This is a genomic window from Blautia sp. RTP21359st1_E11_RTP21359_211015 (assembly GCF_040910705.1).
GTDB classification, from domain to species: Bacteria; Bacillota; Clostridia; order Lachnospirales; family Lachnospiraceae; genus Blautia_A; species Blautia_A fusiformis.
In genome coordinates this window covers 1-24,769 of record NZ_JBDGAB010000015.1, presented here as the reverse complement: position 1 = coordinate 24,769, position 24,769 = coordinate 1, and the positions used below count along the sequence as shown (strand labels likewise).

The window sequence follows — 24,769 nt, the reverse complement described above, 5'->3', positions numbered from 1 at the left end:
ATGCCTCTACTTTCTGATCCTTACTGCTTTTACCTTGCTCCAGGAAGAATAGTATTTCTTTGTTCCTGATTTTTTGTATGTGCGGATCCTTACATAATACGTTTTGTTTTTCTGAAGCTTTGTCAGCGTGTATTTCGTTTTGGATACTCCGGCCACTGTTTTTTTGCTGCCGGATCTGAAATTTTTGTTTACGGAATACTGGATCTCATATCCGGTCACGTATCGGTTTTTCTTCCATGTGATCTGCGCTTTTCTGCCGGACAGGTTCTTTGCTGTCGTCAGGGTGGTTCCTGCCGGATTCACTGTGACTGTAATACTCTTTGTGGCGGCATTATATCCTGCTGTGGCAGAAGAACGGATCGTGATCCTTGCACTGCCGGTGAATTTTGCCGCAATGGTGATCCTTCCTTGTTTGTCTACTTTTACAGATTTACTGCTGGAAGAATATTTCAGCTGAGCTTTTCCGGAAGCTTTTGCATTGATGCTGATCTTTCTGGCTTTTGCATACCAGGTCCGCCGGATATTGGATGCTTTGATGGTATTGCTGCGTTTCGTTACTTTGATGGTGCAGAATGTGGAACCGGAGGTATAATTGGTTCCCTTTGCAGCGTATGCCATGATCGCCGCGGTTCCTCCGCCTTTGATGGTTACTTTACCGGTGGATGGATCGACAGCTGCAACTTTCGGGTTGCTGGAACTGTAGGTTATGGTTCCATCTGTTGTTTTTTCAGACAGCACACAGAGGAATGGTTTTGTGCCGTATTTTACAGTTATTGTTTTTTTGTCAAATTTCAGGCTCGGCTCTGTCTGTTCGATGAGGAATCCTGCTTTATAGGTTCCGCTGTAATTTCCGGCTCCTGTGATCTCCAGTTCTGCATTTCCCGCATTGGTGTTATTGCTGCATTTTACGGTGTAATCTGTATTTTTCTGCAGTGTATAGTTTCCATCCATGATGATCATTTCCGGTGTTTTTTCGGTTCCGTCATAGGTGTATTTCTGCTCTGCGATCCTGATATCGCACAGTGCAAGGCTTCGTTTTGCCGGACTGCCTGTTTTTGGATCCCATGGTACCCAGGTAATATTTCCACCGTAATCCCGAAGGATATCCAGGGACCAGGTTTTGTCTGTGTATGGATAGTATACAGTTGCAGTTACATTTTTGAAGATGTTATTTCCGAGTTTCGGACTGTTGCCGTAGAAATAGATATTCTGCAGATTTTTGCTGTCTGCAAATGCGTTGTCACCTATTTCTGTTACGTTTTCTTTGATATTCAGATTCACCAGATTTGTACAGTTGCTGAATGCGCCCGGTTCGATCACAGTTGCATTTTCCGGAAGTGATTTTCGGATCTCAAAGGTTATTGTGGCTGTTCCTGTATAATCGCTGTCGGTTTTGGCGATCGCAGTGATCTTTGCTGTTCCTGGATTTACATTATCTGCGAAATATACCTGGTAGTCTTTTCCTTCTGTCAGTGTTTTTTCGTTGTAAGTGATGGTTACTGTCGGTGTTTTTTCGGTTCCATCATATACATAGGTCTGTTCTGACAACTGAATGCTGCAGGCTGACAGATCGATCTTCGCTTTTTCCAGTATCGGAAGCTGTCTGTATTCTTTGTGTGATGCATTTCTCCTGCAAACTCTTTCTGCCTGTCCCGGTTCTGTATAAGTTGCAGCCTTTATTGTTTTCCACTCTCCGTAATCATGGCCTAACGCTGCTACTGTGGTCTGGGCCTTGAGTACAGTTCCGCATACGCTGCAATGGCTTCCTTCCGTCTTTCCGGTTGTCTCGCAGGTGGCTGCTACCGCGGCGTCTTTTACTACCTTGTGGCCTGTGGCTACTATGGTTTCTGTGCGTGTTTTCTTGCAGCGGGTACAGGTGTAAGTCTTCGTTCCGGCTGCGGTGCAGGTTGCTGCTTTTGTTATCTTTCCGCCGTCCCAGCTGTGGCCTAACGCTGCCACTGTAGTCTGCGCTTTGAGTACTGTGTTGCAGACGCTGCAGTGACTTCCTTCTGTTTTTCCTGCTGTCTCACAGGTGGCTGCTACCGCTGCGTCTTTTACTGCCTTGTGGCCGGTGGCTGCGATTGTTTCTGTTCGTGTTTTCTTGCAGCGGGTACAGGTGTAGGTCTTTGTTCCGGTTGCGGTACAGGTGGCTGCCTTTGTTACCTTTCCATTGTCCCAGCTGTGGCCTAACGCTGCTGTTGTGGTCTGAGCCTTGAGTACAGTTCCGCAGACGCTGCAATGGCTTCCTTCCGTCTTTCCGGTTGTCTCGCAGGTGGCTGCTACTGCTGCGTCTTTTACTGCCTTGTGGCCGGTGGCTGCGATTGTCTCTGTTCGTGTCTTTTTGCAGCGGGTACAGGTGTAGGTCTTTGTTCCGGCTGCGGTGCAGGTTGCTGCCTTTGTTATCTTTCCGCCGTCCCAGCTGTGGCCTAATGCTGCCACTGTGGCCTGAGCCTTTATTACCGTATTGCAGACGCTGCAATGACTTCCTTCTGTCTTTCCGGTTGTCTCGCAGGTGGCTGCTACTGCTGCATCTTTCACTGCCTTGTGACCTGTGGCTGCGATTGTTTCTGTTCGTGTTTTCTTGCAGCGGGTACAGGTGTAGGTCTTTGTTCCGGCTGCGGTACAGGTCACTGCCTTTGTTACTTTTCCATTGTCCCAACTGTGGCCTAATGCTGCCACTGTGGTCTGAGCCTTGAGTACAGTTCCGCAGACACTGCAGTGGCTTCCTTCTGTCTTTCCGGTTGTCTCGCAAGTGGCTGCTACGGCTGCATCCTTTACTGCTTTATGACCTGTAGCTGCGATTGTTTCTGTTCGTGTTTTCTTGCACCGAGTACAGGTGTAGGTCTTCGTTCCGGCTGCGGTACAGGTTGCTGCTTTTGTTATCTTTCCGCCGTCCCAGCTGTGACCTAACGCTGCCACTGTGGTCTGGGCTTTGAGTACAGTTCCGCATACGCTACAGTGGCTTCCTTCTGTTTTTCCGGTTGTCTCACAGGTGGCTGCTACCGCTGTGTCTTTTACTACCTTGTGGCCTGTGGCTGCGATCGTTTCTGTGCGTGTTTTCTTGCACCGAGTGCAGGTGTAGGTCTTCGTTCCAGCGGCGGTACAGGTGGCTGCTTTTGCCACTTTTCCGCCGTCCCAGCTGTGACCTAATGCTGCTACTGTAGTCTGAGCTTTGATCACTGTGTTGCAGACACTACAGTGACTTCCTTCTGTCTTTCCGGTTGTTTCGCAGGTGGCCGCTACTGCTGCATCTTTCACTTCTTTGTGGCCGGTTGCCGCGATTGTTTCTGTTCGGGTCTTCTTACATCGGCTGCAGGTGTAAGTTTTTGTTCCGGTTGCAGTGCAGGTCGCTGCCTTTGTCACTTTTCCGCTGTCCCAGTTGTGACCTAATGCCGCCACTGTAGTCTGAGCCTTTATTACTGTATTGCAGACGCTGCAATGGCTTCCTTCTGTCTTTCCTGCGGTCTCACAGGTAGCTGCTACCGCTGCGTCTTTCACTGCTTTGTGGCCTTCCTTAACAACAGTTCTTGTGCCGAGTTTCTTTAAAGTGCCGCCGCTTCCGGTGCCTGAATTATCAACATACATCACCCAGATTTCCAGAGTATTATTTCCTTCCTTCAAGCTACTTCCAGAAATCTTCACTTCATATGCCCTGGCATTCGGGATTGTCTGTGTAGTGGCATTCGCGGATGTAGTATAACTGATTCCATTTACCACATATTTAAAAAGTGAAATCTCTTTTGAACTGTCTCCGGCCCATCCTTTAAAGATAACCTCCTCACTGTCCTTACAGCTGATCTTCGTATTATCAGCCGGTGAAAGAATCTCGTCACCAGACTGTACTTCCTCCGAAGTATCATCATAAAATTCCACACTTACCGTATAAGACTTCTTTGTAACCCCATCCGGCGCTGTAAGCGTATATACAACCGGGCTGGTAAAATCATGCGTCGAACCATTCCAGAAGTCTGAAGAAAGTCCAGTTCCCATACCTGAGCCATAATCAATCGAAGGCTTCAATTTTGTAACATTCGTCCCCTTCGGCACCCGAAGAACGATCGTATCCTCACCGATCGCACCGATAACATCCTGCTTCAGTCCAGGATTTTCCACCTTCTTAAGCACAAAACTGTAAAATGCAGCCTGATCAGAAGGAACCACATGGATCGTCACAGTCACCTGAATACTCTCCTGTGTCTCTGTATCGCTGATCTTATACTGTGAACTGTAATCTCCGGCTGACGCCGTAACAACACCCGTATAGCCAAAAGCATTATATTTTTCTCCGGGCAGATTCGTGCGTGTCAATCCTGCCGGCAGCTTTTCCTCAATTACTGTAGTCGCATACGTTCCACTTCCACCAGTCACATTATCTGTGCACGGATACTGCACCGCACTTTTTCCTGCACTGACATACAAATCCAGTGCCGGTACAGTCAGCGGACTCCGCACCGTGATCGTCGATGACGCCACAACTACCGAGCCATACTCTGACGGCAGTTTATCCGTCGCATAAAATACGATCGTACTTCCACTGTCATCACTTTCCAGAACCTTATCTGCTGCAACTGTTGTAAAAGATCCATTCTTTCCAAAAGCAACATGAACACCATATTTCTCCAGCTCATCCGCTTTAAATATCGGGGTCTGCGTCCCATCATTATATGTGATCTGCAGTTTTACACCGGACAGATCCAGCGTATTCCCAACTATAAACTGAGTTTTTGCCGGTGCTGCAAGCACGGAAAGCTTCGTTGCTTTTCTGGCTGTTACCGTAATACTTACCGGAATTTCTTTTCCAAAATAATTAAATACCACGGATGTATCCGCAGACTTCAGCGGACCTGTTTTATCATAGGAAAAGCCACTGTAAATATATACATAACGTCCACCTATTGTAGCAAAAAAGCTGGCGCCTGAAGGATCAAACTTCTGGTTTTCACTGTATGTCGTCTTCGGACGCCCGGAAAGCACAATACTTGTAATATCACTGGCAGATGGTTTTTCGACTGTCATAGACCAGCTGATCTGTTTTCCCTTATAATTGATCGTCAGTTCCCTTGTCCCCGTTTCCGAATTTTCAAATCCGGCGATCATATCCTTCGTGATCGTTACTGATGTAGAATTATTAACAATAAGCCTTCCCCAGTACGCCGGAACTTCTCCCACGTAACATTTTGTCGGTACACCGGAAACAGAAAGCGATCTGATCGCCGATGCATCTGCACGTTCCGGCAGTCCATCCTTGGAAATCTGCCAGTCTCCGTCAAAGCTCCAGCCTTTATATGAGTTCGGATCCTTCATCTGCTCTGCTGTAAGAACACCGCCTGTTGTAAGCGTCTGTTCCGTGTTTGTCCCGATGAGCGCTCCCTGGCCGTTTTTACCATAACAGTCCGAAACATGTCCATTCAGACCGATAGCAGAATTGAGTACATTTGCATTTACCTGTGCACAGATCTGACCTGTAACTGCTGTTCCGCCAGTCACGCGAAGCGTACCTGTAAAAGCACACTGTTTCACATATCCGCCCATGTTTCCAAACTGTTCGATCCGGCCGGCAATACCTCCAAGGTAAACCTGATAAGAATTTCCGTTAGCCTGTGTGACAGAAAGATTTCCTCCTGCAACACATTTTTCAATAGTACCAATGTTTACTCCTGCGATACCACCAACATAGCTGTCTGTAGCTGTCATGGATATGGAAATATTTACTCCGGACGAACAGCCGCTGATAGTACCGGCCACCTCATTCTCTCCGACAATCCCGCCAAAAGCCGGATGGCTCATGGAACTGGTAGATCCCATATGTCCTGTTACCGTTCCGGTTACCCTGCAATCCTGGATCTTACCGGTATTATACTGTGCCACAACACCATGGATATCATGACTGTCATAATCAAAATCCGCAACAATATTCAGATCCTTTATCGTTCCTGCATTCTGCTGGATCAGAGGCTTTTGGAGACCGGTTATTGTGAAACCGGCTCCGTCCAGCGTTCCGCTAAAATACGATGCCGAAAAATTTGTCCTTCCGTCTGTACTGATATTTTTTGTCAGACGATAGTATGCTCCCTGGTTCGCCTGGATTAGATTAAGATCATCGATCGAAGATATCTTATATGGATTTGCAGACGTACCATCTCCCTCTGCCGGTGCAAGGGAAGAGCTTCTGCTTCCAATGATACGATAAACAATCCCTGCGGAGCCATCCGTCGGAACGGTAAACTTACCGTTCGACAGCTTCACCAGGATTGCCGATGCTGCCGGCAATGTATGGTTTTCATTGCTATCTCCTGCATAAACCGGGAATGTCGCTGCCTTTGCCGCAGCAATGGTATCCCCGTAAAAGCTGTATTTACCGGAGCTCTCACCGGCTGCAACTGCCGTATAAAAATCTGCCATAAGCTCCTTAAAAGAAACTCCGGTTACTTTCTCCAGATATTGCTCACAGCTGAGAGAAGAAGCATCGATCGTATAAAACTTTGGAAGCACCTTCATAGGCTGATAGCTTCCTGCCATCCGGTCGATAACATATCTTACAAAAAGATACGGCATTCCATAGTCCTGTGCATTGTCATCCCGGTAATTCTCGTAGATCAGCGAAGCCCCTGAACGGATGGCCGTATTACTTCCAATACCATTCAGCCAGCCGCTGCTGTCCGTTCCTCCCCAGAGATAGTCCATGACAGCCACTGCAAGACCCTCATTCAGCCACGAATATCTGCCGGTACTCATAAATCCGGTTTTCAGCCAGAGGATTGCATGCTGTCCCTCATGAACAAGAAGGCCATTTCGCTTTGACATCTCCCCCGAAACATAAGAGGATGCTGACGGTGTGTTGATATGGATCGCTGTGATCCCTTCATCATACATATACATACCGCTGGCGCTACTTAAAGACTCCAGCAGGATCGACAGCTTGCCTGAGCCATCCTGTGCCGGAAAATCACCTGCGCAAAGCTGGTTAAGGATACGGTAAGGCTGACCATCGTAGACAGCTGCCATATCCGCAGCGATCAGAGCTGTTTTCCCTGCGGTATCGTAATCTGCCTTCAGGGTCTCATCCATCCACACATAGCAGTGTTCCCCAACTCCGATGCAGACATATGTTTTTCCATATGTATCATGGCCGTTAGTTCTATAGATGTACTTTTTTTCACCTACCTGATAGGTGGTCGCCGCAGCCTGTACAGCAGTCAGCATCGGTTGGTCATCCTGCATGTATGCCTGCAGCTGATCATCCTCCAAACTCTGTACCTGCCCCACATCTGCTGCCTCTCCCGCAGTTTCCTCTGTTGCCGCCTGCGCCGATGCATTGCTTCCACCCTGCACGACTGCATAATCTTCTGCTTCAGAGTCCGCCGCCTGTGCCGATGTCCCGTCAAACTGCAAGGTTCCCGTATTTCCGGGATTTGTGGTATCTGTGTTAATGATAACTGCATATTCCCCGGAAAATGTTTCTCCTGGCTTACCCTCCTGAACTGCTGCAAAAACCTCTGTTCCACAAAATAACCCCAGAAACAGAAAACAGCACATAAGCCGGAGACAGAAATCTTTTGTCTTTTTCATCCTCTTTCCTTTCCTCTTCTCAGCTGACTGAGTTCTTTGATTTTTGTGTTTATTCTACCATATTCACAATATTCGCACAATTCCAAATATTTGATTTTTATTATCATAAAGCGTCTTTTTCTGCCTCCGTTGCAGCTGTTCGCCTGCCGTGTATACAAAAAAAAGCGAAAAGCTCTGGTATTGGTATCGTACAGAACTTTTCGCTCTTTTTGAGCTACTCTATAAACTTTTTAGCTTATCTGATTTTTATCCGGAATTATTCATGAGCATATAAAGATGCTCAACGCCACTACAAATCCTTGAACCAGTTCACATAAAACCAATCGATCGATTCACAAAAATGGGTAAACTATCCCCCCTAAAATCCGATTGAGTTATCTTGAACTGTCAAGGTACGTTAATAGTTGCTATTCTAACTGTACAGTCAGCTGATGGATATTCTCCAGCGTTCTGTAGAACTCCTTTTTATAAGGACAGCTACTGCATAGTTTGAATGTGATATATCTTGCTGAACAGACTGCTCTTGCAACAATCTTTATCAGCTTTAAACGAATGGTATCTACCTGTTGTTTTCGCATATTTGCGGGGAGTACCAATCGCCTAAATCAATTGAATAAGTTGTAGGCAAGCATGTGAAGTCTCATGCGGTTGGCATTTACTACTTTGGAATGACTGTTGACAGCAACAAAGTCAAATCCACTTTTGCCCTCTTTTATGAAATTTTCCATCTTGCCACGCCCACAATAAAACTGGATGATATGATAAGGTTCCATATCCATGTTTGCAACAATAAAGGTATACATATGTGTCAACTGACCGTAAGTAAGAACATAAAGTTCTTGAATACATATCTGGAAAGAGAGGTGCGATGGCAAAAAAGGATATTCCTTTAATCAACTACTTTAAAGATAAAACGCGGAAATGCAAAGAGGAAAGGCATTTGGCATGGAACAGATAGAAAATTTGTATAAGAAACTCTATTATGATAATCGTCTGGACCATATGAAAAGAGCACTTGAGGATAAGGATTACCGTAGACAATTGATAGAAGAGTATGGTTTGCAAGTAGAACCAGAACCGTGCAGATTTTTCAAACAGTAATTTTAATACACTTTCCAGAAGAAGAGCAGCGCTAGCTGTTTCCTTTTCTCTTTTTTTCAGCATAAAAAATGGGATTAACTGCTAATTATGCACGCAAGTATATATGTTTATGTTGAGGGCGAAAATGAATGGAAATAATATGTGGTAAACTAAAAGAAAATATTATATGGGAGGATTTGCTATGGAAAATTTGAAAAGAATGATAAAAAAGGTAATGATATTTTTATTGGTTTTTACGTTATGTGTTCCGCTGATGGAGCTTAACAATGCTCAGGCGGCAAAGTTATCATCCAGAAAAGTAGATAAATTATATTTAAATGCATTGAATAAATGGATTTCTCATCCTAAAAGAATGAAAATTACAGATGATTTGCGTGCGCGTTCCGGATGGAATTATAATTATACGGAAAAAAAGGTAGATATACACAGGATTTATTGCTCAGATATGTCAATGTGGATGCAAAAAGATCTAAATGCAGATGGGATTCCGGAATATCTTACTTATTTGCCGCAGGGACAGATGCTTATTTTGACAATATACAAAAATAAAGTCAAAGTTTTAGGGGTGATACAGACTACTTCATGGGTTGGTCCTAGTGTTTATTACAACAAAAAGACAAATACTTTTACAATTACAGCTATGATTACTGCAAGAACTGTTTCACGTAATGTGTATAAGATACGAAAAGGTAAGATGTATCGCGTAGCAACATTGTCAGATTATGTAGGAATGGTAATGAATATAAACGGGTATCAGCCAATTTACAGATATCTAAATGGTAAAAAAGTTTCAAAAAAGAAGTATTATAAATACTACAATAAATATTGCAAGAAAATGAAATATATTAAATGGACAGCAAATCAGGGATAAAACGAAGAGGAAACATACATGAACACAGTGAAAAAGAAAATTTTGCACTATAGGACGCTTTTAGGAATGGGGTTTTTTTTATTCTTTCTTGTAGCAGGCGCGCAGCCGGTGAAGGCATTTTCAAATACAACTACAATCAGTGCAAATGAAAAAGTATTTTATCTGACAGAAAGTTCTTTGAGTTCGCAATACAAAAATAACAGTAAGTTGTATTTGAAAACCAGTTATGGAAGAAAACTTGTTGCAAGTATGAATTATGACGGAAATGCAGGAATAACTTACAGTCTCAGTTATGGGAAGAAACTGTATTTCTGTGTTGAGAGTTCAGGTTTATACTACAATACATATACATACACGCTTGGAAAGAAAGGCTTCCAGAAGGAACGGAATAACCTTAAGCTGATAGAGCGAAGAGGAAAAAATGCAATTGCTTATATACATGAGGCAACAGATGTAGGACCTAATCAGTATTGTCTGTATAATCTTTCTTCAAGAAAATGCAAAAATCTCGGTTATGGATATGGCATAAAATTTACAGGAAAACGAGTTTATTATGTAAAAGTTTCTCAGGATTTGAAACAGGCGCAGGTGATTCGTTGCAACTATAATGGGTCAAATAAAAAGGTACTGAAAAAATTGAAAAGCTCATGGAGGATGTCGGGATTCAGATTTGTTAATGCACACAAAGTTCGTTATCACATCAGTACGTATTATAACTGGCAGTACAAGAGTGCAAATAAAACTGCAAAATTTTAAAATGTATTAAAAAATAAAGGACATAAGAACAAGTATTTTCTTAAGTGTAAGCGCTTAAATCTTGGGTAGCTTTACTGTCTACGTTTTTAAACTCATAATGATAGTAAATAGATTTTTACTACACTCCGCTTGATAGGAGATAGAAATTTACTACATTTGGAGGTTTCATTATGAGTAAGAAACGTGCCCCAGAGCGTTCCCTGGAAGAATGGATGGAACTGGTAACCGAATGCAGACAAAGCGGTCTGACAGATGCTGCATGGGGCAATGAGCATGGGATATCTCCCAACTGTTTTTACAATGCAGTTACCCGTCTCCGCAAAGAAGCCTGTCAGATACCAGATCCAGTTGGAAAATCCAGCACTCTTGACCTTACATCCCATAAACAGGATATAGTCCAGATTGCTAGAACCGAGGGTGTAAAATAAAGTGTGTAAGTTAAGAAAAACAAATTTCCAAAACTTACGCATCTTGTTCATTTCACAGAGTGTGTTAAGATAACATGAAAGGATTAGAAAAGGATGAACACACTCACTATGGCAAGAAGAAAAAAAGATGTAACCCCAAACCGACAGTTTGCACAGGCTATTCTTGATCAATAGTTTATTCTTGCAAGAATGTACCGTTGTTCCAGAGGAACGGATACCGCTGTTCCGGCTGAGGGATACCGTCAGACCGGAACAGGATACCGCCGGCATCATGCCAGCTAGTGCGAGTTTACTCGCTTAATGCTGGGGCAAGATCATACACTTCTCTCATAGACTTGTAGTTAGCTGGGTCTGTAGGAACGATATTGATCTTGTAGGCATCGTGTTTTATGCGATCCAGTATGGCTTCAGCCAAAGGACTGTCATCACCGCCGAGCTGATCACACCAGCCACTGGAATCATACTGTGAGCAGAAAATCTTAGATGAATTTCTGCGCCTCTTGTGAAGCAGTTCTAGGATATCATGCTGTTCTGATTCGTTTGGTTTCAGCAGGAGCCATTCATCGATGATGAGAAGAACAGGATTCGCATATTTCGTCTGTACCTTCTTGTATGTCCCATCATTACGGGCCATCTCAAGATCATCAGTAGATCAGGAAGTCGAACGTATTTTGTGCGAAAACGCTGTTTGCAGGCTTCCATGCCGAAAGCACAGGCCATGTAGGTCTTTCCACTGCCGGTAGCTCCGGTGATGAACAGGTTTCGATGTTCCCCTGTGATGTACTCACAGGTAGCAAGCCGGTCAATGAGCTTACGGTTCAGCTTTCGGCCAGATGTATAGTTGATATGGAACTCTTTCACGTTAAATTCAACTAAGCATGGAAAGAACCATTTAAGCGCTTACTACAAATTTACCCTCCCCCAATATTTCAAAACTTTGATTTTCTAAATTTCTAATACCTAAAATTTTTGTTTCTTCACTATTTGTTTTTTGTAACGTTATATCAATTCCAAATGAATTTTTCTCATAATAGCCAAACTGATAGTCAACAATTTCGTAATCATCATAGTTTACCATTTCATATTTATATGTTGATGCTGTAGCAAGTTGAATTGTACAATAACGTACTTCGTTGCTTTTTTCACTATATATTATTTCTCCTCCAAAACCATGTTCAAGACCATATTCAATATATAAAAGATTGTTCTCATCAATCCATTCACCTCTTAAATAGTCATAGGCTCTGTTCTCTGCCATAACTTCACTATCCAAATAGTCTCCTAACTCATAGTATACCTCCATGGCTTCTATACCATCCAACCCTTTTGCCTTTTCGTACATATATTTATCTGTAGATTCTAAATTATATAGATTGACCAGTTCATCACACCCCTCATGATCCAATTCATAAATTATTTCTGCTGCTTCATTTAACTTCCCTTCTGTCAGTAAATTTTTTGATTTGATATATTCTATTTCCGTGTCAAGTGATTTATAAAAACCCATCATCCTTGCTATATCATTTGCTTTTTCATATTCACCGTTTTCAGCACTCTGAATTGCTTTATTGTATTCCTTTTCAACAACTAGATAGATTCCTCCACCAACACAAACAACCACAATTAGAAAAAGGAGAGGGTACCACTTTCTTCGTTTTATACGTTTTTCACATGTACTAATTTTTTGGGATAATTCCATATAACTTGGTTCAGCACAATATTTAGCTCCAGCATAAAATGTTTGCATGTTTTGAAAGATTTCTAATGCGTCTTTTGCATCTCTGCTTTTTATGCGTCTATAAGTGATATCTTTGTAACGTTTCTGTATTTCAAGCTCTTGATCTTTTTCCTTTCTTTCACACGCTCTATTATATTGATTTTTAACTTCTTCTGTTGAGGAAATTAGGTGTTTTTCATACGATGTTTTTATCTGCTCTTGTTTCCTTTTCTCATCTTGCTCTGCATCCACTATCCGCTCAGTCATTTCTGCAATAACTTTATCTTTCACACCCAGTAATAATTGCTTCTGTTCAATATCAATAAAACGTAACGCTCTATTTAATAATTTATTACCTTCCCAAAACTCAGTTTCTAATTGATATTGCCGTTTCCTTTCTTCAACATACGATTCATATTCTCCACTAAACTCAAATACTGACTTAATTTCATCTTTAGAATAATATTTATACACATAATATTGTCTTGCATATTTCTTTATTATTCCACCATCATCCAGTTCAACATGTTTCGTCTGTCCATTAGCTGTTTGTGTTCTGCTCAGCCTTAAATCTTTCAATTTATCAACAGAAGAAGTATGCTGTTCAGCAAGAAACATGCCTAAATATGCATTTCCATTTTCTGCATCAAGATTTAGCACTTGATCAAAATAATTCTCAGCCTCATCCCATTTTAAGTCCTCTAGTGCCATTTGTCCTCTTTTTAAAAGTGCATCAACATTCACACCTCCATAATACGAAGTTGTTACTGGATCTTGTCCTTTCTTATGCAACAGTTTTTTTATGCCATCCAAAAGATCCTGCATAAATCCTAAATTTTCCATATTCAGTGATTGCTTTGAGCTCAATTCATCCGGTAAATCATAGGCAGTCATTCCATGATATACTGGAATAATGGTTTTATCACTATTTTTTTCTTCGGATAACTCAAGATATCTTTCCCATTCGTTTTTTACCCATACGGCATTCACATTTTCTGGATTTGTCGCCACTACTATCATAACTTTTGCGCTATTCAATGCAGCGAAAATAAGCGGTTCAAAATCAAGTCCTAATTTCCCTTTCAGAGTTTTCTTTGCGAAGAAAACTTTTAATCCGGATTTTGTAAGTGCAGTATATATTTCATAAGCAAATACACTATCTTTTGTATGCTTTCCAGTCAGGTCATCTGTTTCTTTATAACAAATAAACACATCATAAGAAGGTTCGTTTTTAGTAATTGCATCATATTTTTTATATATACTATCTATTCTTTGTGCTCGTTCTTCATATTTTTTTCTTACACCTGGTCTAGCATATGTCAGTGCATCTTTATAATCTATATCCAAAAGAATAGATTTCTTTTGCATCCTATGCAATGTAGGGTGATATTCCCCTGTTTTTCGATCTTTCACATATTCAATCCCATAGCGACTAAGTGTCAATCCCCAATGAGCTTCAGGATCTGTTTGATCTTCATCTAGGAGCTTTTCATATGTACGCATTGATCCATGAAAATCTTTATTTAAACGCAAATGTGTTGCTCTATTAAATAAATTTTGCTTTTTTTTATGATTTGGCGATATTGTATTAACTGTTCCGCAATATAAACAGATTCCTAATGTTCCTTCCTCATTAACCTGTACTTGTCCACCACATACTTCGCACAATACTTCTCCCATATCCTAGTCTCCCTCTTTATTATTGCATTCGTCCTTTAAAAGTTGATACAAACTATTATTTTTCATATGTCTCATTATTACTTTTAATTATTTGTATTTGTTATGTTCATTTTTGAGCAAAATTTGAATTTATTATCTGTTCTGCTCTGTCTGGACTCTCTCTCAACGTTACCAGGAATTGATATATTCCAACTGGTTCAAGTTCCGGTCGCACTTCATGTATTTTCACAGGATTGTATCCTCTAATTTCTGGTTCTGTCTGTAGTGTTCTGTTCTCCAACCAGATCAGAAAAGCCTCCTTTATATCTTCATACTTGCACAAATTTTGAGCAAGTATCTTTGCCACTACGATTGTTTCGCCTTTTTCTTCAACTAAATATGAAATAATCTCGTCCATTTTATTTTCCGCTTCTCTTTCCATTGCTTGTCAACTTACTTTTCCACGTTAACTCGATTTCCAAATTACATTGTCGTTAATAGACTCTTGTATTTTGAAATAATGTAAACATTCTCTTTGATACATCTGATATAATTCTTATAACATTAGCTGATTCTTAGAATATTTTTCGTAGTCAAAAATTATTCTTTTCTAATGCTAATCCATCCCTTGCTGAATACCTGACACGCCCCATTTCGTCACGTCCTAAGCATACAACCCATATTTCATCACCAATATTTACAATTTCTGAAGGTGAATTAATTCTTTTCGTACTTAGTTTCGATATATGTACAATGCCTTCCAAACCTTTATATGGATCAACTCGTATTCCCCAATCATTTATCTCTAGTACAGTACATTTTAATAACTCCCTCGGTTTCTGTACTTGTGATTTATACTTGTCTATTTGTTTTATTTTTTCCTTAACATCATTATTGGTAGGTTCCAAATCAAGGTATCTATGATAATATTCTAATGCTTTATCTAAATCTCTATGTTCAAAGAATTCATCGGCACGGGATTTTAAATTTTCTTTTGTTGCAATTCCCTGCACATTAACTGTTCCTTTAATTTCTATTATCTTTTCTTTTAGACGTTCCATAGTATATTCAAGTCCACAATACTCACATTGCGCTCTCGCCTCGGCCTTCATTACAATTTTTCCACCACACACATCACATATTAATGCATCCATTTTTCTACCTCCTGCTTGCTAACCTTCCTTTAAACTGCTGTGCAAACGCTCTCGCCTCAGCCTCTACTAACTGGTTCTCATATAATTCATGTCCCATTTCAGGTCTGATATAATTCTCAAAATTATACTGATATTGATAATCTCTTACATTTTGTGGATGATCTGCACATTCTCTTTGGTGTGCATGCCACAATTCATGTGCTACAGTATCCGCCGCTTCTTCAGAATTATATAGCATATATTCATTTATACTAAGTGTATTTGTCGCTACATTATAACCGCCATAATCACCTTCCTGCGGATTGTTATAATATTCAATCGTAGGAGTATTTTGGAATCCAATTACATCCTCTACATAATGTGCTAACTCATCAATGGCATGTTTTTGTTCTGGTAATGATATGCTTTCCCAATTTTCTGTTTCAAAATTATTGAGTAATGAATCTAGTCTTTCAACATCTTCATATATGTTAATCTCTTCGAATCCCTGATTCAATGCTTCCTGATTTAGCTGATTATATATTTCTTCATAATCTATTTCAGGAATATCTTCAACACCTTCAACATCCTCACTAGTTTCGTCACCAGTTATATCAATGCCCTCATTTGCATCATGAACAAATGGCTCTTCTCGTAAATCCGAATTTTCCGGCATATTGTCTAGTTCTTCATGTCCTAATGTTTCTTCTGCTTCTGATGAATTATCTAATTCTAGATTACCTTCTGATCGTTCCTCAGATTCTTCTACTTCAGGCAGTCCTTCAACATACGACAAGTCTTCATCCATCTGTTCTTCTGTAATTGTTTCTTCATACTCTATATTATTTCCATACAATTCGCTATTATTTAGATTTTGTGCCACTTCATCCCAATTTTGCGGCATCTCGTATATATTTTTCGTTGCTTCTCCTTGATCTAAGCTATCGTATTCGTCATAAATTCTTTCTCTTTGTTCATTTATAAACGCATCTATTTGCTCGCTGCTTACACCTCGTTCCTCCAGATTCTCACGATAATTTTGCAGAGTTTCTTCCGTATCTCTCTCTCTACTATCTATTATTTCCGGTGTTATCTCTCGGGTTAATGTCTTTACACCATTCCCATCATTTATGTCTTCTTCGTCTTCTCCAAAACTAATCTGCCCCGATGAAATCAAATTTTCCAAATTATCTTTTTCTTCAGGATTTTCTTCTAACATCTCATTATAAATTTCTTCGTTAATAAAAAGAGGTTCTGTTTCTGTCTCAACATTAGCCTCCGTGTCTTCCATAAAATCTTCAGTTAAAATATCCCTGAGTTCTCTCAATTCTTCCAAATCATCAGTATTATTTATGTACTCGGATACTTCTTCTAATGGCGAAAACTCATCAATATCGATTTCCTCAGTTATTTCGCTTTCAAGACTTTCCGGCGTTAAATCAATTTCTGAATTTTCTTCTAAATCACTTAACTCGCCTTCAAAAGAATTAGCCATCTCTTCTATTATCTCATCATGAATATTTTCATCGCTAAAAAACTGCTCCGATTCATTCACAGCATTTTCTTCTATGTCTTCTAATAATTCTCCTGTTAACGCATCCCTAATATCCAGCAAAGTATCTATATCATTGGTTTCATCTATATATTCGGACACTTCTTCTAGTGATGAATAATTGTCAATATCAAATTCCTCTATTGCTTCGTCTGCCACCATTTCCGGCATTGATTCAATCTCCGATATTTCAGGCACTTCTTCTAACCCACTCGAATCATCTACATCAAAAGAAACATCTGATATTTCTTCTATCGTTTCACTTTCATCAATTTCAGAAACAACAGCCGAACTTTCATTATCAGAACTAATATCCAGATCATTATCGAATCCGGTGTCCCCATTTTCATCCTCACACATCGCATCTTCCCCTATACTTAAATGCACATTTTGCATTATCATCGTTAGTATTCTTTATACCCGTTTCATTTTTCCATAGGATTGCAATTCAGATATGTATTCAATATCTTCATATACTGTGCTTCTGATACTTCAATATCTTTCTGTTGAACCACTTTTCTTAAAAGGCGGATCTTTACACAATTACACATTTGCATTTGATTAGTAAACAAAAAGTTTTCTTTTTCAATCCATATATCTATTGACTTTAAGCAAGCGCATAATGATTTTATATCAACAATTTTATTGCCATATTTCTGCATTAGTCTTGTAGCATAATATGCTGCGTCTGATCTGAGTTTCATAACACAAGCTTTACATGGCCGTGAATATTTACACTCTCTAAACGGAATTAAATAAAAACTGTGCTTACTCCAATAATTCATCCGTCTATGTATTTCATCATTTGATACACTCAATCTTATATTTTCATTGTCACGTATATCAGGTGTTTGAACTAAAACAGGCTCCTTTATTATTTCACTACTGACAAAGGCCTGTCCCACTTCAAGTTTTGCAATATAATCTGTCTCTAGGTTATGCATATTTGTTGCAGCTGCAATTGTTTTGCGATCTGATTCTTCTACTAAACGAAATACTACCTTTAGTCCAGTATTTTTTATCACTTCTCGTCCCACTGCTTCTGGTGATTGATCTGCTATAACTACTCCAGTTCCATAAGAACGAATCTCTGCTAGCATATTTTCCAGCGACCTTACTGTGCTATTTCCCCCATTCGCATTATCGCTATTACTTTTCGCCTTAAATAAGACATGAGCTTCATCAATTAAAAGTAAATTTTTAAATTTTCCATCACCAAATTGATTATGTTTTGTATATACACAAATATTTATCAAAAGTAATGCCATTAAAACGGACTTTTGGTTTTCGTTGTCAATGGCATTCAATTCCAATACCGTTGGTTTAGATAACAGATCTTCTAGTGGAATCGTATGTACTGTGTCGTAAATATTCGGATTTTGCTCAATCAAGTTCCTTAAACGCAAAATGCCCGCACTCTGCAGATTACCTTTTACCTCTGCACTATATTTTTGATTATCAATTAACTTCTTAAATACCAAAATAAATTCATGTAATCCAAATAATGTAACATCATCATCTTGAGCTGTGCTGTAATCCTTCCACCCATATTGTACATACGCTTCCCGAATTGCCTGTTGGAACACAGTATCTAATGGTGACGGCATCGAAAATGCTGCTTTAAAAGCACTAGCAAGACTCGGTATATATTGTTCAATCGTAATCCCTCTTGGTGGAATAAACGGGTTTATCACAAAAGGACTAATACCATTATTTCCAGGCGTAAAGATTTGAAGTTCAGGTATAGCATCTATCATTGCACGATATTCGGATTTCGTAGGCTCTATGGCCAGAAAAGGAATTCCTTTTCGGTAAACCTGCAGTAACAAACGTACAGAAAATGTAGTTTTTCCTGTTCCTGGCATTCCAACAACCAACGCATGCCTTGTCAAGTATTTGGGTGTACATCCGACCTCATCATCAATCTCATCAATACCATATATTTTCCCAATTTGAATATTGTCTTCCTGCATTGCACGAGCATCTATCAAATGAACATTTTGTACAATCTCTCTTTTTTGTATTCCGACAATTTTTTTATTATCTACCGGAACCTGAAAAACTTTCGTAGCTTCTTCCGCCGTTATCAAATATGGCAATCTCACCAAGTATCTCATTACCTGTATTTGCTGTAAAATATTCCACATCCGTGCATTTCTGTATTTTTTTACCAATGCCTGATTAACATTCCACGGATAGTAAGGAAGCATTTTTTTAATAGAAATATTTTCAGCATTAAGATTGACTGTAGTAAAAGATTCTTCCAATTTTCCTTGTAACATACTCGCAATTAACGCTGAAAGTGATGCACATTGACTTTGAGTACCATATACCAAAAAATTATATCGAAACATCGGCTGTTGCAGATTTGCGTATATATATTGATATGCGTCCTTAGCAGACTGAGCCATAAAATCCTGATAGTATGTTCCCATTCCTGTCATATTTCCCGCAGCAATTCTACTCAGCATATTGTATACTTCAGTAATACACATCCTTTCTTTACTGGTATAACTGTCTGTTATTAGCTGAATTGCCACAACTGCACCCGGATACTTTGATAATTCTTTTGTAAATAACGTATAGTCTGTTCTATCATCTTGAATTGGTGTAGCAAAATAATATGGCATTACCCCTTGCGTATGTACTGTGCATTGTTCTGCTTTTACAATAGCATTGAGATAACTCTCTGACAAATCTTCTTGTAAGTTTTGTATCTCCTTAAAGTCACTTTTTATGACTTGAAAACCACCAGCTCGTAAATGTGATATTATATTTTGTTCAATCAAGTTACCTCTTTGTACTAACTTCTCTTCAGAATCTGACAATATCCTAACAATAAAATAAAGTCGCAGCTTATTCTGCACTGATGTGTCTTTTGCCTTTTGTACATTCCACAGCAATTCAAATACTGTTTTTCCAGGTTCACAATATCTCGAACATTCTTTTAGCATCTGAATAAACATTTTTTTATTCATTTCATCTGCTATCTCTTCTTGTTCCGAAATATTTGCATAATAAGGAATAGATATTATTTCATATGAAAAACACCCTAATATTTGTTTGTTATTCATTGATAATTTATACATACCCATCCCTCATTTCATATTATTTACTTTGCTTACATAAGCTATTTCTTTCAGCTAAAACGTTATTAAACTCTTTTATGTCTTTTAAAACATCCTCTTTTTGAGCAATTTTTATTTCTATCATTTCGCTCATTTTTACTAATCTTGTCTCCTGATCCTGTACCACTATTATGCTCATTGGATCGCTATAATGCACTTTATCTATCAGCACATTTAATCTCTCACATACTTTGTCATCGGTACAGTTTGCTCTTGCATACTTCAAATTATGCTCTAATAATTATAAGAATTTCATTTTCTGATCAACACTGCTGTCTTGATTACTAATAAATTTGCCGGTTACAAGAGTACTGTAAATAATTACACAATATAAAGCTAATGGGACGATCTCGATAACAATTCCCCATTTTGCATTAAATGGAATTATCGCAAATATCACTGATAAAAGGATTTCCAGTCCGAAATATATATTGCTGAATAATACTGCTGATATTCCTGAAACTTTTTCACACGGTTTCTTCTCTAAAAGGATAAACGAAAGAATCACACCTCCTGTAGACAGTGCAAAAAAAACTTCTCCTATCCAAAATGAAACCATTTTATGTTTAAAAATCAAGCATTCTAACCCAAATGTTAAACCAAATATCAGAGTATAAAGACCAACTATCCAGTTGCACTTTTTATCCATATTCATCCCCCTGTTACATTACATTCTACCTAATACTTCTTGAACTTTACTATCATACTGTGCTTGAGAAATAAGCTCCATATCCAACATCTTCTTTAATTTTGTTAGTATTTCTATCGGATCTTCTTCTATAGTTTTAGCACTCTCCGTTGGCGATGCATCTTCCTCTATCTGGTTTGGATTCATGGCATCATTATCAACATTGAAAGGACTATCAAATTTCTCTTTTTCCGGAAACAATCCACCACCAAAGTCAATATCAAATCCTCCTAATTCTCCTGATGTATTTTCTTGTTTAGAGGTATTATTTACATTGCCGCCTCCAAAGTTTAACGGCGGGTTAGAAAACTGGCTTCCTAAAATAGGTTCCATATTATCTCTAAGCATATTTCCAAAAGCCAGAGCCATTGGTGCTTGTGCTAACATTCCCACTGCTCCCTGATTGCTTCCCAAATTTGAAGCATACAGCTTAGTAATTTCAGCCACCTGTTCATCTGCCCAGTTGTACCCTTCGATTGCTCTGCTCTTTGCACGTCCTCCAGCTCTTATTACATCTGTTTCTGCATCCGATTCCGCATCAATACGTCTTAATTTTCTTTCATAGGTCGCTTTTTGAATATCTTGCTGTCCTTCCAAGATAACTTGATATTGCTCGTCCGGAATACTGATTGTTCCAATCACAAAATTATATATTTCTACTCCAACATCGTTAAATGTTTCCTGCAGTCTTTCTCTTACAGCAACTGAAAAGTCTGACAAGTATGTGTCAAGCAGCAAAAAATTCATACCTTGTTTTTTCATTACTCTAGCAAGGTATTCTTTCACTTTTGTGGAAACATTCTCCCTGAAATAGTTTAAGCAGTCCTCCGCTTTTAATTCTCCTTCCGTTCCAACAATTTTGCTTAACAGCATGCGAGGATCTATTACTTTCAAGCCTAATGTTCCACTTGCACCAATTTCCAACAACAAATTATATGTATTATCCATTACTCTGGCTTTGCTCATTGTGCCCCATCTATAATTGAGTGCCAATGCCTTATTCACAAAATATACTTCACATCTGAATGGCGATACCCCACCTGACGGAAGATTTAATAGCTTACTGACAAGTGGGATATTGCCTGTATGAAGTGGATATTTACCAGGACCAAATGAATCTAACATCTGCCCATTCTTAAAAAATACCGCTTCTTGTGATTCATGAACAATCAACTGAGATAAAGTATTAAATTCTGAATGTGGATATTTGTAAACTAAAGTGTTATTATCTCCATCGTAAGTAATTACATCAATTAAAGTCAATTTTCTATCCTCCCATACTCGAATCGTCCCATTAAATCATATAAATATACTATTTTAATTTATCACATCTTTCCCCTCATTTTTTACCCTCGACACAAACAGACATACTTACCTACATAATTAGCATTTAATTCCAATTTCCCTGTTTATTGTTTTTTGAACACATTAAACAATTTTTATACAATTTTTCCACAAAATAGGCTGAAACCGTGCTATAATACTTCTATTACATTTTACGTGTGTCTCACATGGACAGTTGATAACCCGCTGAAACCGTGCTACAATACTTCTATTACTTGATCAGAGGTGCTCACATGTTAAAAATTGCCCTATGCGAAGACAATTCTATTCACTGCAAACAAATCCACGGCCTAGCCTGTTCCTGTCTTCAGGCGGCATACAACATTGATATTTATACTTCCGCGGATGATTTTCTTGCCCGGATCACTGATCAAAAATGTCCTTACCAGATCGTTCTGATGGACATTGAGCTTGATTCCGGAGATATGTCCGGCATTCATCTTGCCGAAAAGATCAATCTTTCCAATTCAGAAACCCAGATTATTTTTATCAGTCAGTATCTTCAGTACGCCTCGGCTGTTTATGAGACAAACCACGTTTATTTTGTCAGCAAACAGCAGATAGAAGAGTATCTTCCCAGGGCGCTTTCGGCTGCCTGTCGCAAGTTATCCGAGCTTCACCGGCAGTATTTTTGTTTCAGTTATCTTTCTCGGGATTACCGCATTCTCCGTTCCGATATACTGTATATGGAACGCAAACTGCGAAATACCGAAATACATACAAAATCTCAGATTTACTATTGTCGCGACAAAATTCAGGATCTTATCGAACAACTACGGCCTGATTTCTGCATCTGTCACAAAAGCTTCGCAGTCAATATAAATGCCATACATACCTTAAGTCATGCCGGTATTGAGATTTCTGATGGCACGTACCTTCCTGTAAGCCGAAACTGTTACCAGTCAACCAAAGATGCCTTTGCGCAGCTGCTACTAAAAAGTCAAAATGAGGACCTGTGATGTTAAAAAATCTGGCATTTACAATGCTCCCTGCGGCATATTATTCCGTTATTCCTGTATATTGTTTTATGCAGATTTTTCCTGCACGGACAAATTCAAAATTCAAAATTTGTATTCACGTTTTAGCAACCTTCTTTATTCTGTGGGCGCTTCGTTTTATCAAGTTGTATGAGCATGCCGCCGAGGCAACGACTCTGATACAGTTATTTATCTTTCTTAATGTATTTTTCCTGTTCAGAGGCCCGGTAAAACAAAAACTTCTGTCCTATTTCATCTTTCTTCTCACCGCCATATTGGCCGAAGTCCTGTCCATAAATATTTACATGCAGATTTACAACCATTTTTTTCATCATCCTGCATACACCGCTGCAAACATAGGTTCTCTTTGCAGTTTTCACGAAAAACTGATGATACAAATGATGATTTTTTCTTTTGACTATTTGTTTTATAAAAATATTTTCTCGCTCTTAAAAAAGTGTATTAACTATTTAAAATCTTCTTTGTTACTGCTTATTACTCTGCCGATTTTTCAGCCCCTGATTACAACAGAATTTACGCAGTATTACAAATTCCAGCAGAGTTTTATCCCCGTTCTTCTGTATATTATTTGCTGCTGTATAACTTTCCCGTTGTTTATACATGGGCTTCATTTATTAAAAAAAGAGCAAATTGCTTTCAACCGGAATCTTCACAAAATGGAGTTGCTGAAACAGCAGATGGAATTGTCGGAAAAAAAGAAACAGGAATATGTCAAAATACGGAAGTGGAATCACGATATAGAAAATCATCTGCTTTCTCTGGAGTATCTCACACGCACCCGTAAAGCAGATGAAGCAGAAAGATACTGTTCTTCCGTATTACTTAACAGTTCGAAGCCTGAGGAGCAGTCCTCTGCCTGCACACCCGTCAGTCTGGAGGATTCTGTATTATGAGAAGAAAAATAACTTTCATTATTTCTTTAATCCTTTTTCAGATATTTTATTTTCTGTCGCACTATACCGTACAATACCTGAATCTTTTTTTCTTACTGGCATGTCTGGTCCTACTTGTTGTCTGTTACAATCTGTACCTGCTTCTGATGCAGATTTTTACCAGTCAGAAAACAGAGGCAGAACTTAATCTGCTAAAGAAACAACAGGCTTTAAACGCCGAACACTTACAGTTAGTAAAACAGCAGGAAAACAACCTGCTCCAAACACAAAAGCAGTTTACCGATACGCTGCATACTGTCCAAAATCTGCTGCACACCGGCAATTGTGAAAAAGCAGAAAAACTCATTCATGAAACCCTTGAGACATTCCAGCGGGAGCGTTTTCATCCCTATTGCGAGGACAATCTCATTCTTGCCATTCTAGAATCCAAGCGAATGCTTGCAGAACAAGCCGGTATCCACGTAGATTACAAAATATTTCTTCCTGAAAAATCAATGATTCAGCCTTCGGATCTGAGCAGTGTTCTGTTTAATATACTGGATAATGCGATTGAGGCCTGCCGTTCCTCTGAGGATTTTAAAAAGCATCTGTCCCTGTCACTGACAACTTCAAAAGGATTTCTCTCGATCCTTGTCAGAAATACCAAAAATTCTCAGACAGTATTCAACCACAGTACCACCAAGAAAAATTCTGTTCATCATGGATTAGGACTTTCTATCATTGAAGATATCTGCCACAAATATGACGGAAGCTGGCAGTGGAACGACTGTGGAGACACTTTTGAATCGGTCATTCTTCTGCGCTATTGCTGATACAAAACAAAAAATCTCCGGAATCCCAATCTGTTTTCGCACAGATTAAGCAAGAACAATTTGGGCAAAAACGCAATCAAAACATTTCGACAAAATCTGCACACTTTTTATCATACATAA

General features: G+C 39.3%; 17 protein-coding genes and 2 pseudogenes. 7 read left to right on the top strand and 12 right to left on the bottom strand.

The annotated features are described in order from the left end of the window. Positions 1-6: 6 nt before the first annotated feature. Positions 7-7,569 carry a leucine-rich repeat protein gene (locus AB5026_RS07345; protein ID WP_368213057.1) on the bottom strand — a complete coding sequence of 2,521 codons (7,563 nt, stop codon included), beginning with the start codon at positions 7,567-7,569 and terminating at the stop codon, positions 7-9. Between the two features lie 407 nt (positions 7,570-7,976). Further along, a pseudogene (locus AB5026_RS07340) lies at positions 7,977-8,384 on the bottom strand (transposase); the annotation flags it as partial. Positions 8,385-8,514: 130 nt separating this feature from the next. Between AB5026_RS07340 and AB5026_RS07335 the strand changes: the two are divergent. The 4 genes from AB5026_RS07335 to AB5026_RS07320 all read left to right on the top strand — a co-directional run bounded on the left by AB5026_RS07335 (position 8,515) and on the right by AB5026_RS07320 (position 10,725). After that, entirely contained in the window at positions 8,515-8,670 is a 156-nt protein-coding gene (locus AB5026_RS07335) for a hypothetical protein (protein ID WP_368213055.1), read from the top strand. A 181-nt stretch (positions 8,671-8,851) separates the two neighbouring features. Further along, on the top strand, positions 8,852-9,541 hold the full coding sequence (locus tag AB5026_RS07330; protein ID WP_368213054.1) for a hypothetical protein: 690 nt from the start codon (positions 8,852-8,854) through the stop codon (positions 9,539-9,541). Between the two features lie 66 nt (positions 9,542-9,607). Next, positions 9,608-10,297 (top strand): hypothetical protein, encoded by a 690-nt coding sequence (locus tag AB5026_RS07325; protein ID WP_368213053.1) that lies wholly within the window; start codon positions 9,608-9,610, stop codon positions 10,295-10,297. A gap of 170 nt (positions 10,298-10,467) precedes the next feature. Beyond that, entirely contained in the window at positions 10,468-10,725 is a 258-nt protein-coding gene (locus tag AB5026_RS07320) for a hypothetical protein (RefSeq protein ID WP_368213051.1), read from the top strand. Positions 10,726-11,014: 289 nt separating this feature from the next. Here AB5026_RS07320 and AB5026_RS07315 read toward each other — a convergent pair. The 9 genes and pseudogenes from AB5026_RS07315 to AB5026_RS07275 all read right to left on the bottom strand — a co-directional run. Beyond that, a pseudogene (locus AB5026_RS07315) lies at positions 11,015-11,571 on the bottom strand (ATP-binding protein); the annotation flags it as partial. A gap of 46 nt (positions 11,572-11,617) precedes the next feature. Then, positions 11,618-14,122, bottom strand: a complete 2,505-nt coding sequence (locus AB5026_RS07310; protein ID WP_368213050.1) for a toll/interleukin-1 receptor domain-containing protein — start codon at positions 14,120-14,122, stop codon at positions 11,618-11,620. 106 nt (positions 14,123-14,228) lie between these two features. After that, entirely contained in the window at positions 14,229-14,543 is a 315-nt protein-coding gene (locus AB5026_RS07305) for a hypothetical protein (RefSeq protein ID WP_368213049.1), read from the bottom strand. A 151-nt stretch (positions 14,544-14,694) separates the two neighbouring features. Beyond that, positions 14,695-15,255 (bottom strand): S1 RNA-binding domain-containing protein, encoded by a 561-nt coding sequence (locus AB5026_RS07300; RefSeq protein ID WP_368213047.1) that lies wholly within the window; start codon positions 15,253-15,255, stop codon positions 14,695-14,697. 4 nt (positions 15,256-15,259) lie between these two features. After that, positions 15,260-17,146 (bottom strand): hypothetical protein, encoded by a 1,887-nt coding sequence (locus AB5026_RS07295; RefSeq protein ID WP_368213046.1) that lies wholly within the window; start codon positions 17,144-17,146, stop codon positions 15,260-15,262. Between the two features lie 65 nt (positions 17,147-17,211). Continuing rightward, a complete protein-coding gene (locus tag AB5026_RS07290; RefSeq protein ID WP_368213045.1) occupies positions 17,212-19,875 on the bottom strand; it encodes an ATP-binding protein in 2,664 nt (887 codons plus the stop codon). Between the two features lie 19 nt (positions 19,876-19,894). Beyond that, positions 19,895-20,140: a hypothetical protein gene (locus AB5026_RS07285; RefSeq protein ID WP_368213044.1), complete on the bottom strand. Its 246-nt coding sequence runs from the start codon at positions 20,138-20,140 to the stop codon at positions 19,895-19,897. A gap of 15 nt (positions 20,141-20,155) precedes the next feature. Then, complete coding sequence (locus AB5026_RS07280) at positions 20,156-20,563, bottom strand: hypothetical protein (RefSeq protein ID WP_368213043.1); 408 nt, start codon at positions 20,561-20,563, stop codon at positions 20,156-20,158. Positions 20,564-20,581: 18 nt separating this feature from the next. After that, the gene (locus AB5026_RS07275) at positions 20,582-21,865 is read right to left on the bottom strand and encodes an SPFH domain-containing protein (RefSeq protein ID WP_368213042.1); all 1,284 of its coding nucleotides are present in this window, start codon (positions 21,863-21,865) and stop codon (positions 20,582-20,584) included. Between the two features lie 314 nt (positions 21,866-22,179). Between AB5026_RS07275 and AB5026_RS07270 the strand changes: the two genes are divergently transcribed. Then, a complete protein-coding gene (locus AB5026_RS07270; RefSeq protein ID WP_368213041.1) occupies positions 22,180-22,905 on the top strand; it encodes a LytR/AlgR family response regulator transcription factor in 726 nt (241 codons plus the stop codon). A gap of 203 nt (positions 22,906-23,108) precedes the next feature. On the opposite strand, the gene AB5026_RS07265 is transcribed toward AB5026_RS07270, so the two are convergent. Next, complete coding sequence (locus AB5026_RS07265; RefSeq protein WP_368213040.1) at positions 23,109-23,246, bottom strand: hypothetical protein; 138 nt, start codon at positions 23,244-23,246, stop codon at positions 23,109-23,111. A 354-nt stretch (positions 23,247-23,600) separates the two neighbouring features. Between AB5026_RS07265 and AB5026_RS07260 the strand changes: the two genes are divergently transcribed. Together AB5026_RS07260 and AB5026_RS07255 are read left to right on the top strand one after the other, a co-directional pair. Next, a complete protein-coding gene (locus tag AB5026_RS07260) occupies positions 23,601-23,837 on the top strand; it encodes a hypothetical protein (protein ID WP_368213038.1) in 237 nt (78 codons plus the stop codon). Continuing rightward, complete coding sequence (locus AB5026_RS07255) at positions 23,834-24,649, top strand: sensor histidine kinase (RefSeq protein WP_368213036.1); 816 nt, start codon at positions 23,834-23,836, stop codon at positions 24,647-24,649. Before AB5026_RS07260 ends, AB5026_RS07255 begins: the two co-directional genes overlap by 4 nt. Positions 24,650-24,769: the final 120 nt, after the last annotated feature.

Bases quoted from the DNA above. Each gene is read 5' to 3' on its own strand.
- AB5026_RS07330 (WP_368213054.1), top strand. From the start codon at position 8,852: ATGGAAAATTTGAAAAGAATGATAAAAAAGGTAATGATATTTTTATTG.
- AB5026_RS07335 (WP_368213055.1), top strand. From the start codon at position 8,515: ATGGAACAGATAGAAAATTTGTATAAGAAACTCTATTATGATAATCGT.
- AB5026_RS07295 (WP_368213046.1), bottom strand. From the start codon at position 17,146: ATGTGTGAGGATGAAAATGGGGACACCGGATTCGATAATGATCTGGAT.
- AB5026_RS07310 (WP_368213050.1), bottom strand. From the start codon at position 14,122: ATGGGAGAAGTATTGTGCGAAGTATGTGGTGGACAAGTACAGGTTAAT.
- AB5026_RS07280 (WP_368213043.1), bottom strand. From the start codon at position 20,563: ATGGATAAAAAGTGCAACTGGATAGTTGGTCTTTATACTCTGATATTT.
- AB5026_RS07320 (WP_368213051.1), top strand. From the start codon at position 10,468: ATGAGTAAGAAACGTGCCCCAGAGCGTTCCCTGGAAGAATGGATGGAA.
- AB5026_RS07255 (WP_368213036.1), top strand. From the start codon at position 23,834: ATGAGAAGAAAAATAACTTTCATTATTTCTTTAATCCTTTTTCAGATA.
- AB5026_RS07290 (WP_368213045.1), bottom strand. From the start codon at position 19,875: ATGTATAAATTATCAATGAATAACAAACAAATATTAGGGTGTTTTTCA.
- AB5026_RS07345 (WP_368213057.1), bottom strand. From the start codon at position 7,569: ATGAAAAAGACAAAAGATTTCTGTCTCCGGCTTATGTGCTGTTTTCTG.
- AB5026_RS07270 (WP_368213041.1), top strand. From the start codon at position 22,180: ATGTTAAAAATTGCCCTATGCGAAGACAATTCTATTCACTGCAAACAA.
- AB5026_RS07300 (WP_368213047.1), bottom strand. From the start codon at position 15,255: ATGGATGCATTAATATGTGATGTGTGTGGTGGAAAAATTGTAATGAAG.
- AB5026_RS07305 (WP_368213049.1), bottom strand. From the start codon at position 14,543: ATGGAAAGAGAAGCGGAAAATAAAATGGACGAGATTATTTCATATTTA.
- AB5026_RS07325 (WP_368213053.1), top strand. From the start codon at position 9,608: ATGGGGTTTTTTTTATTCTTTCTTGTAGCAGGCGCGCAGCCGGTGAAG.
- AB5026_RS07265 (WP_368213040.1), bottom strand. From the start codon at position 23,246: ATGGTTGTAAATCTGCATGTAAATATTTATGGACAGGACTTCGGCCAA.
- AB5026_RS07260 (WP_368213038.1), top strand. From the start codon at position 23,601: ATGGAGTTGCTGAAACAGCAGATGGAATTGTCGGAAAAAAAGAAACAG.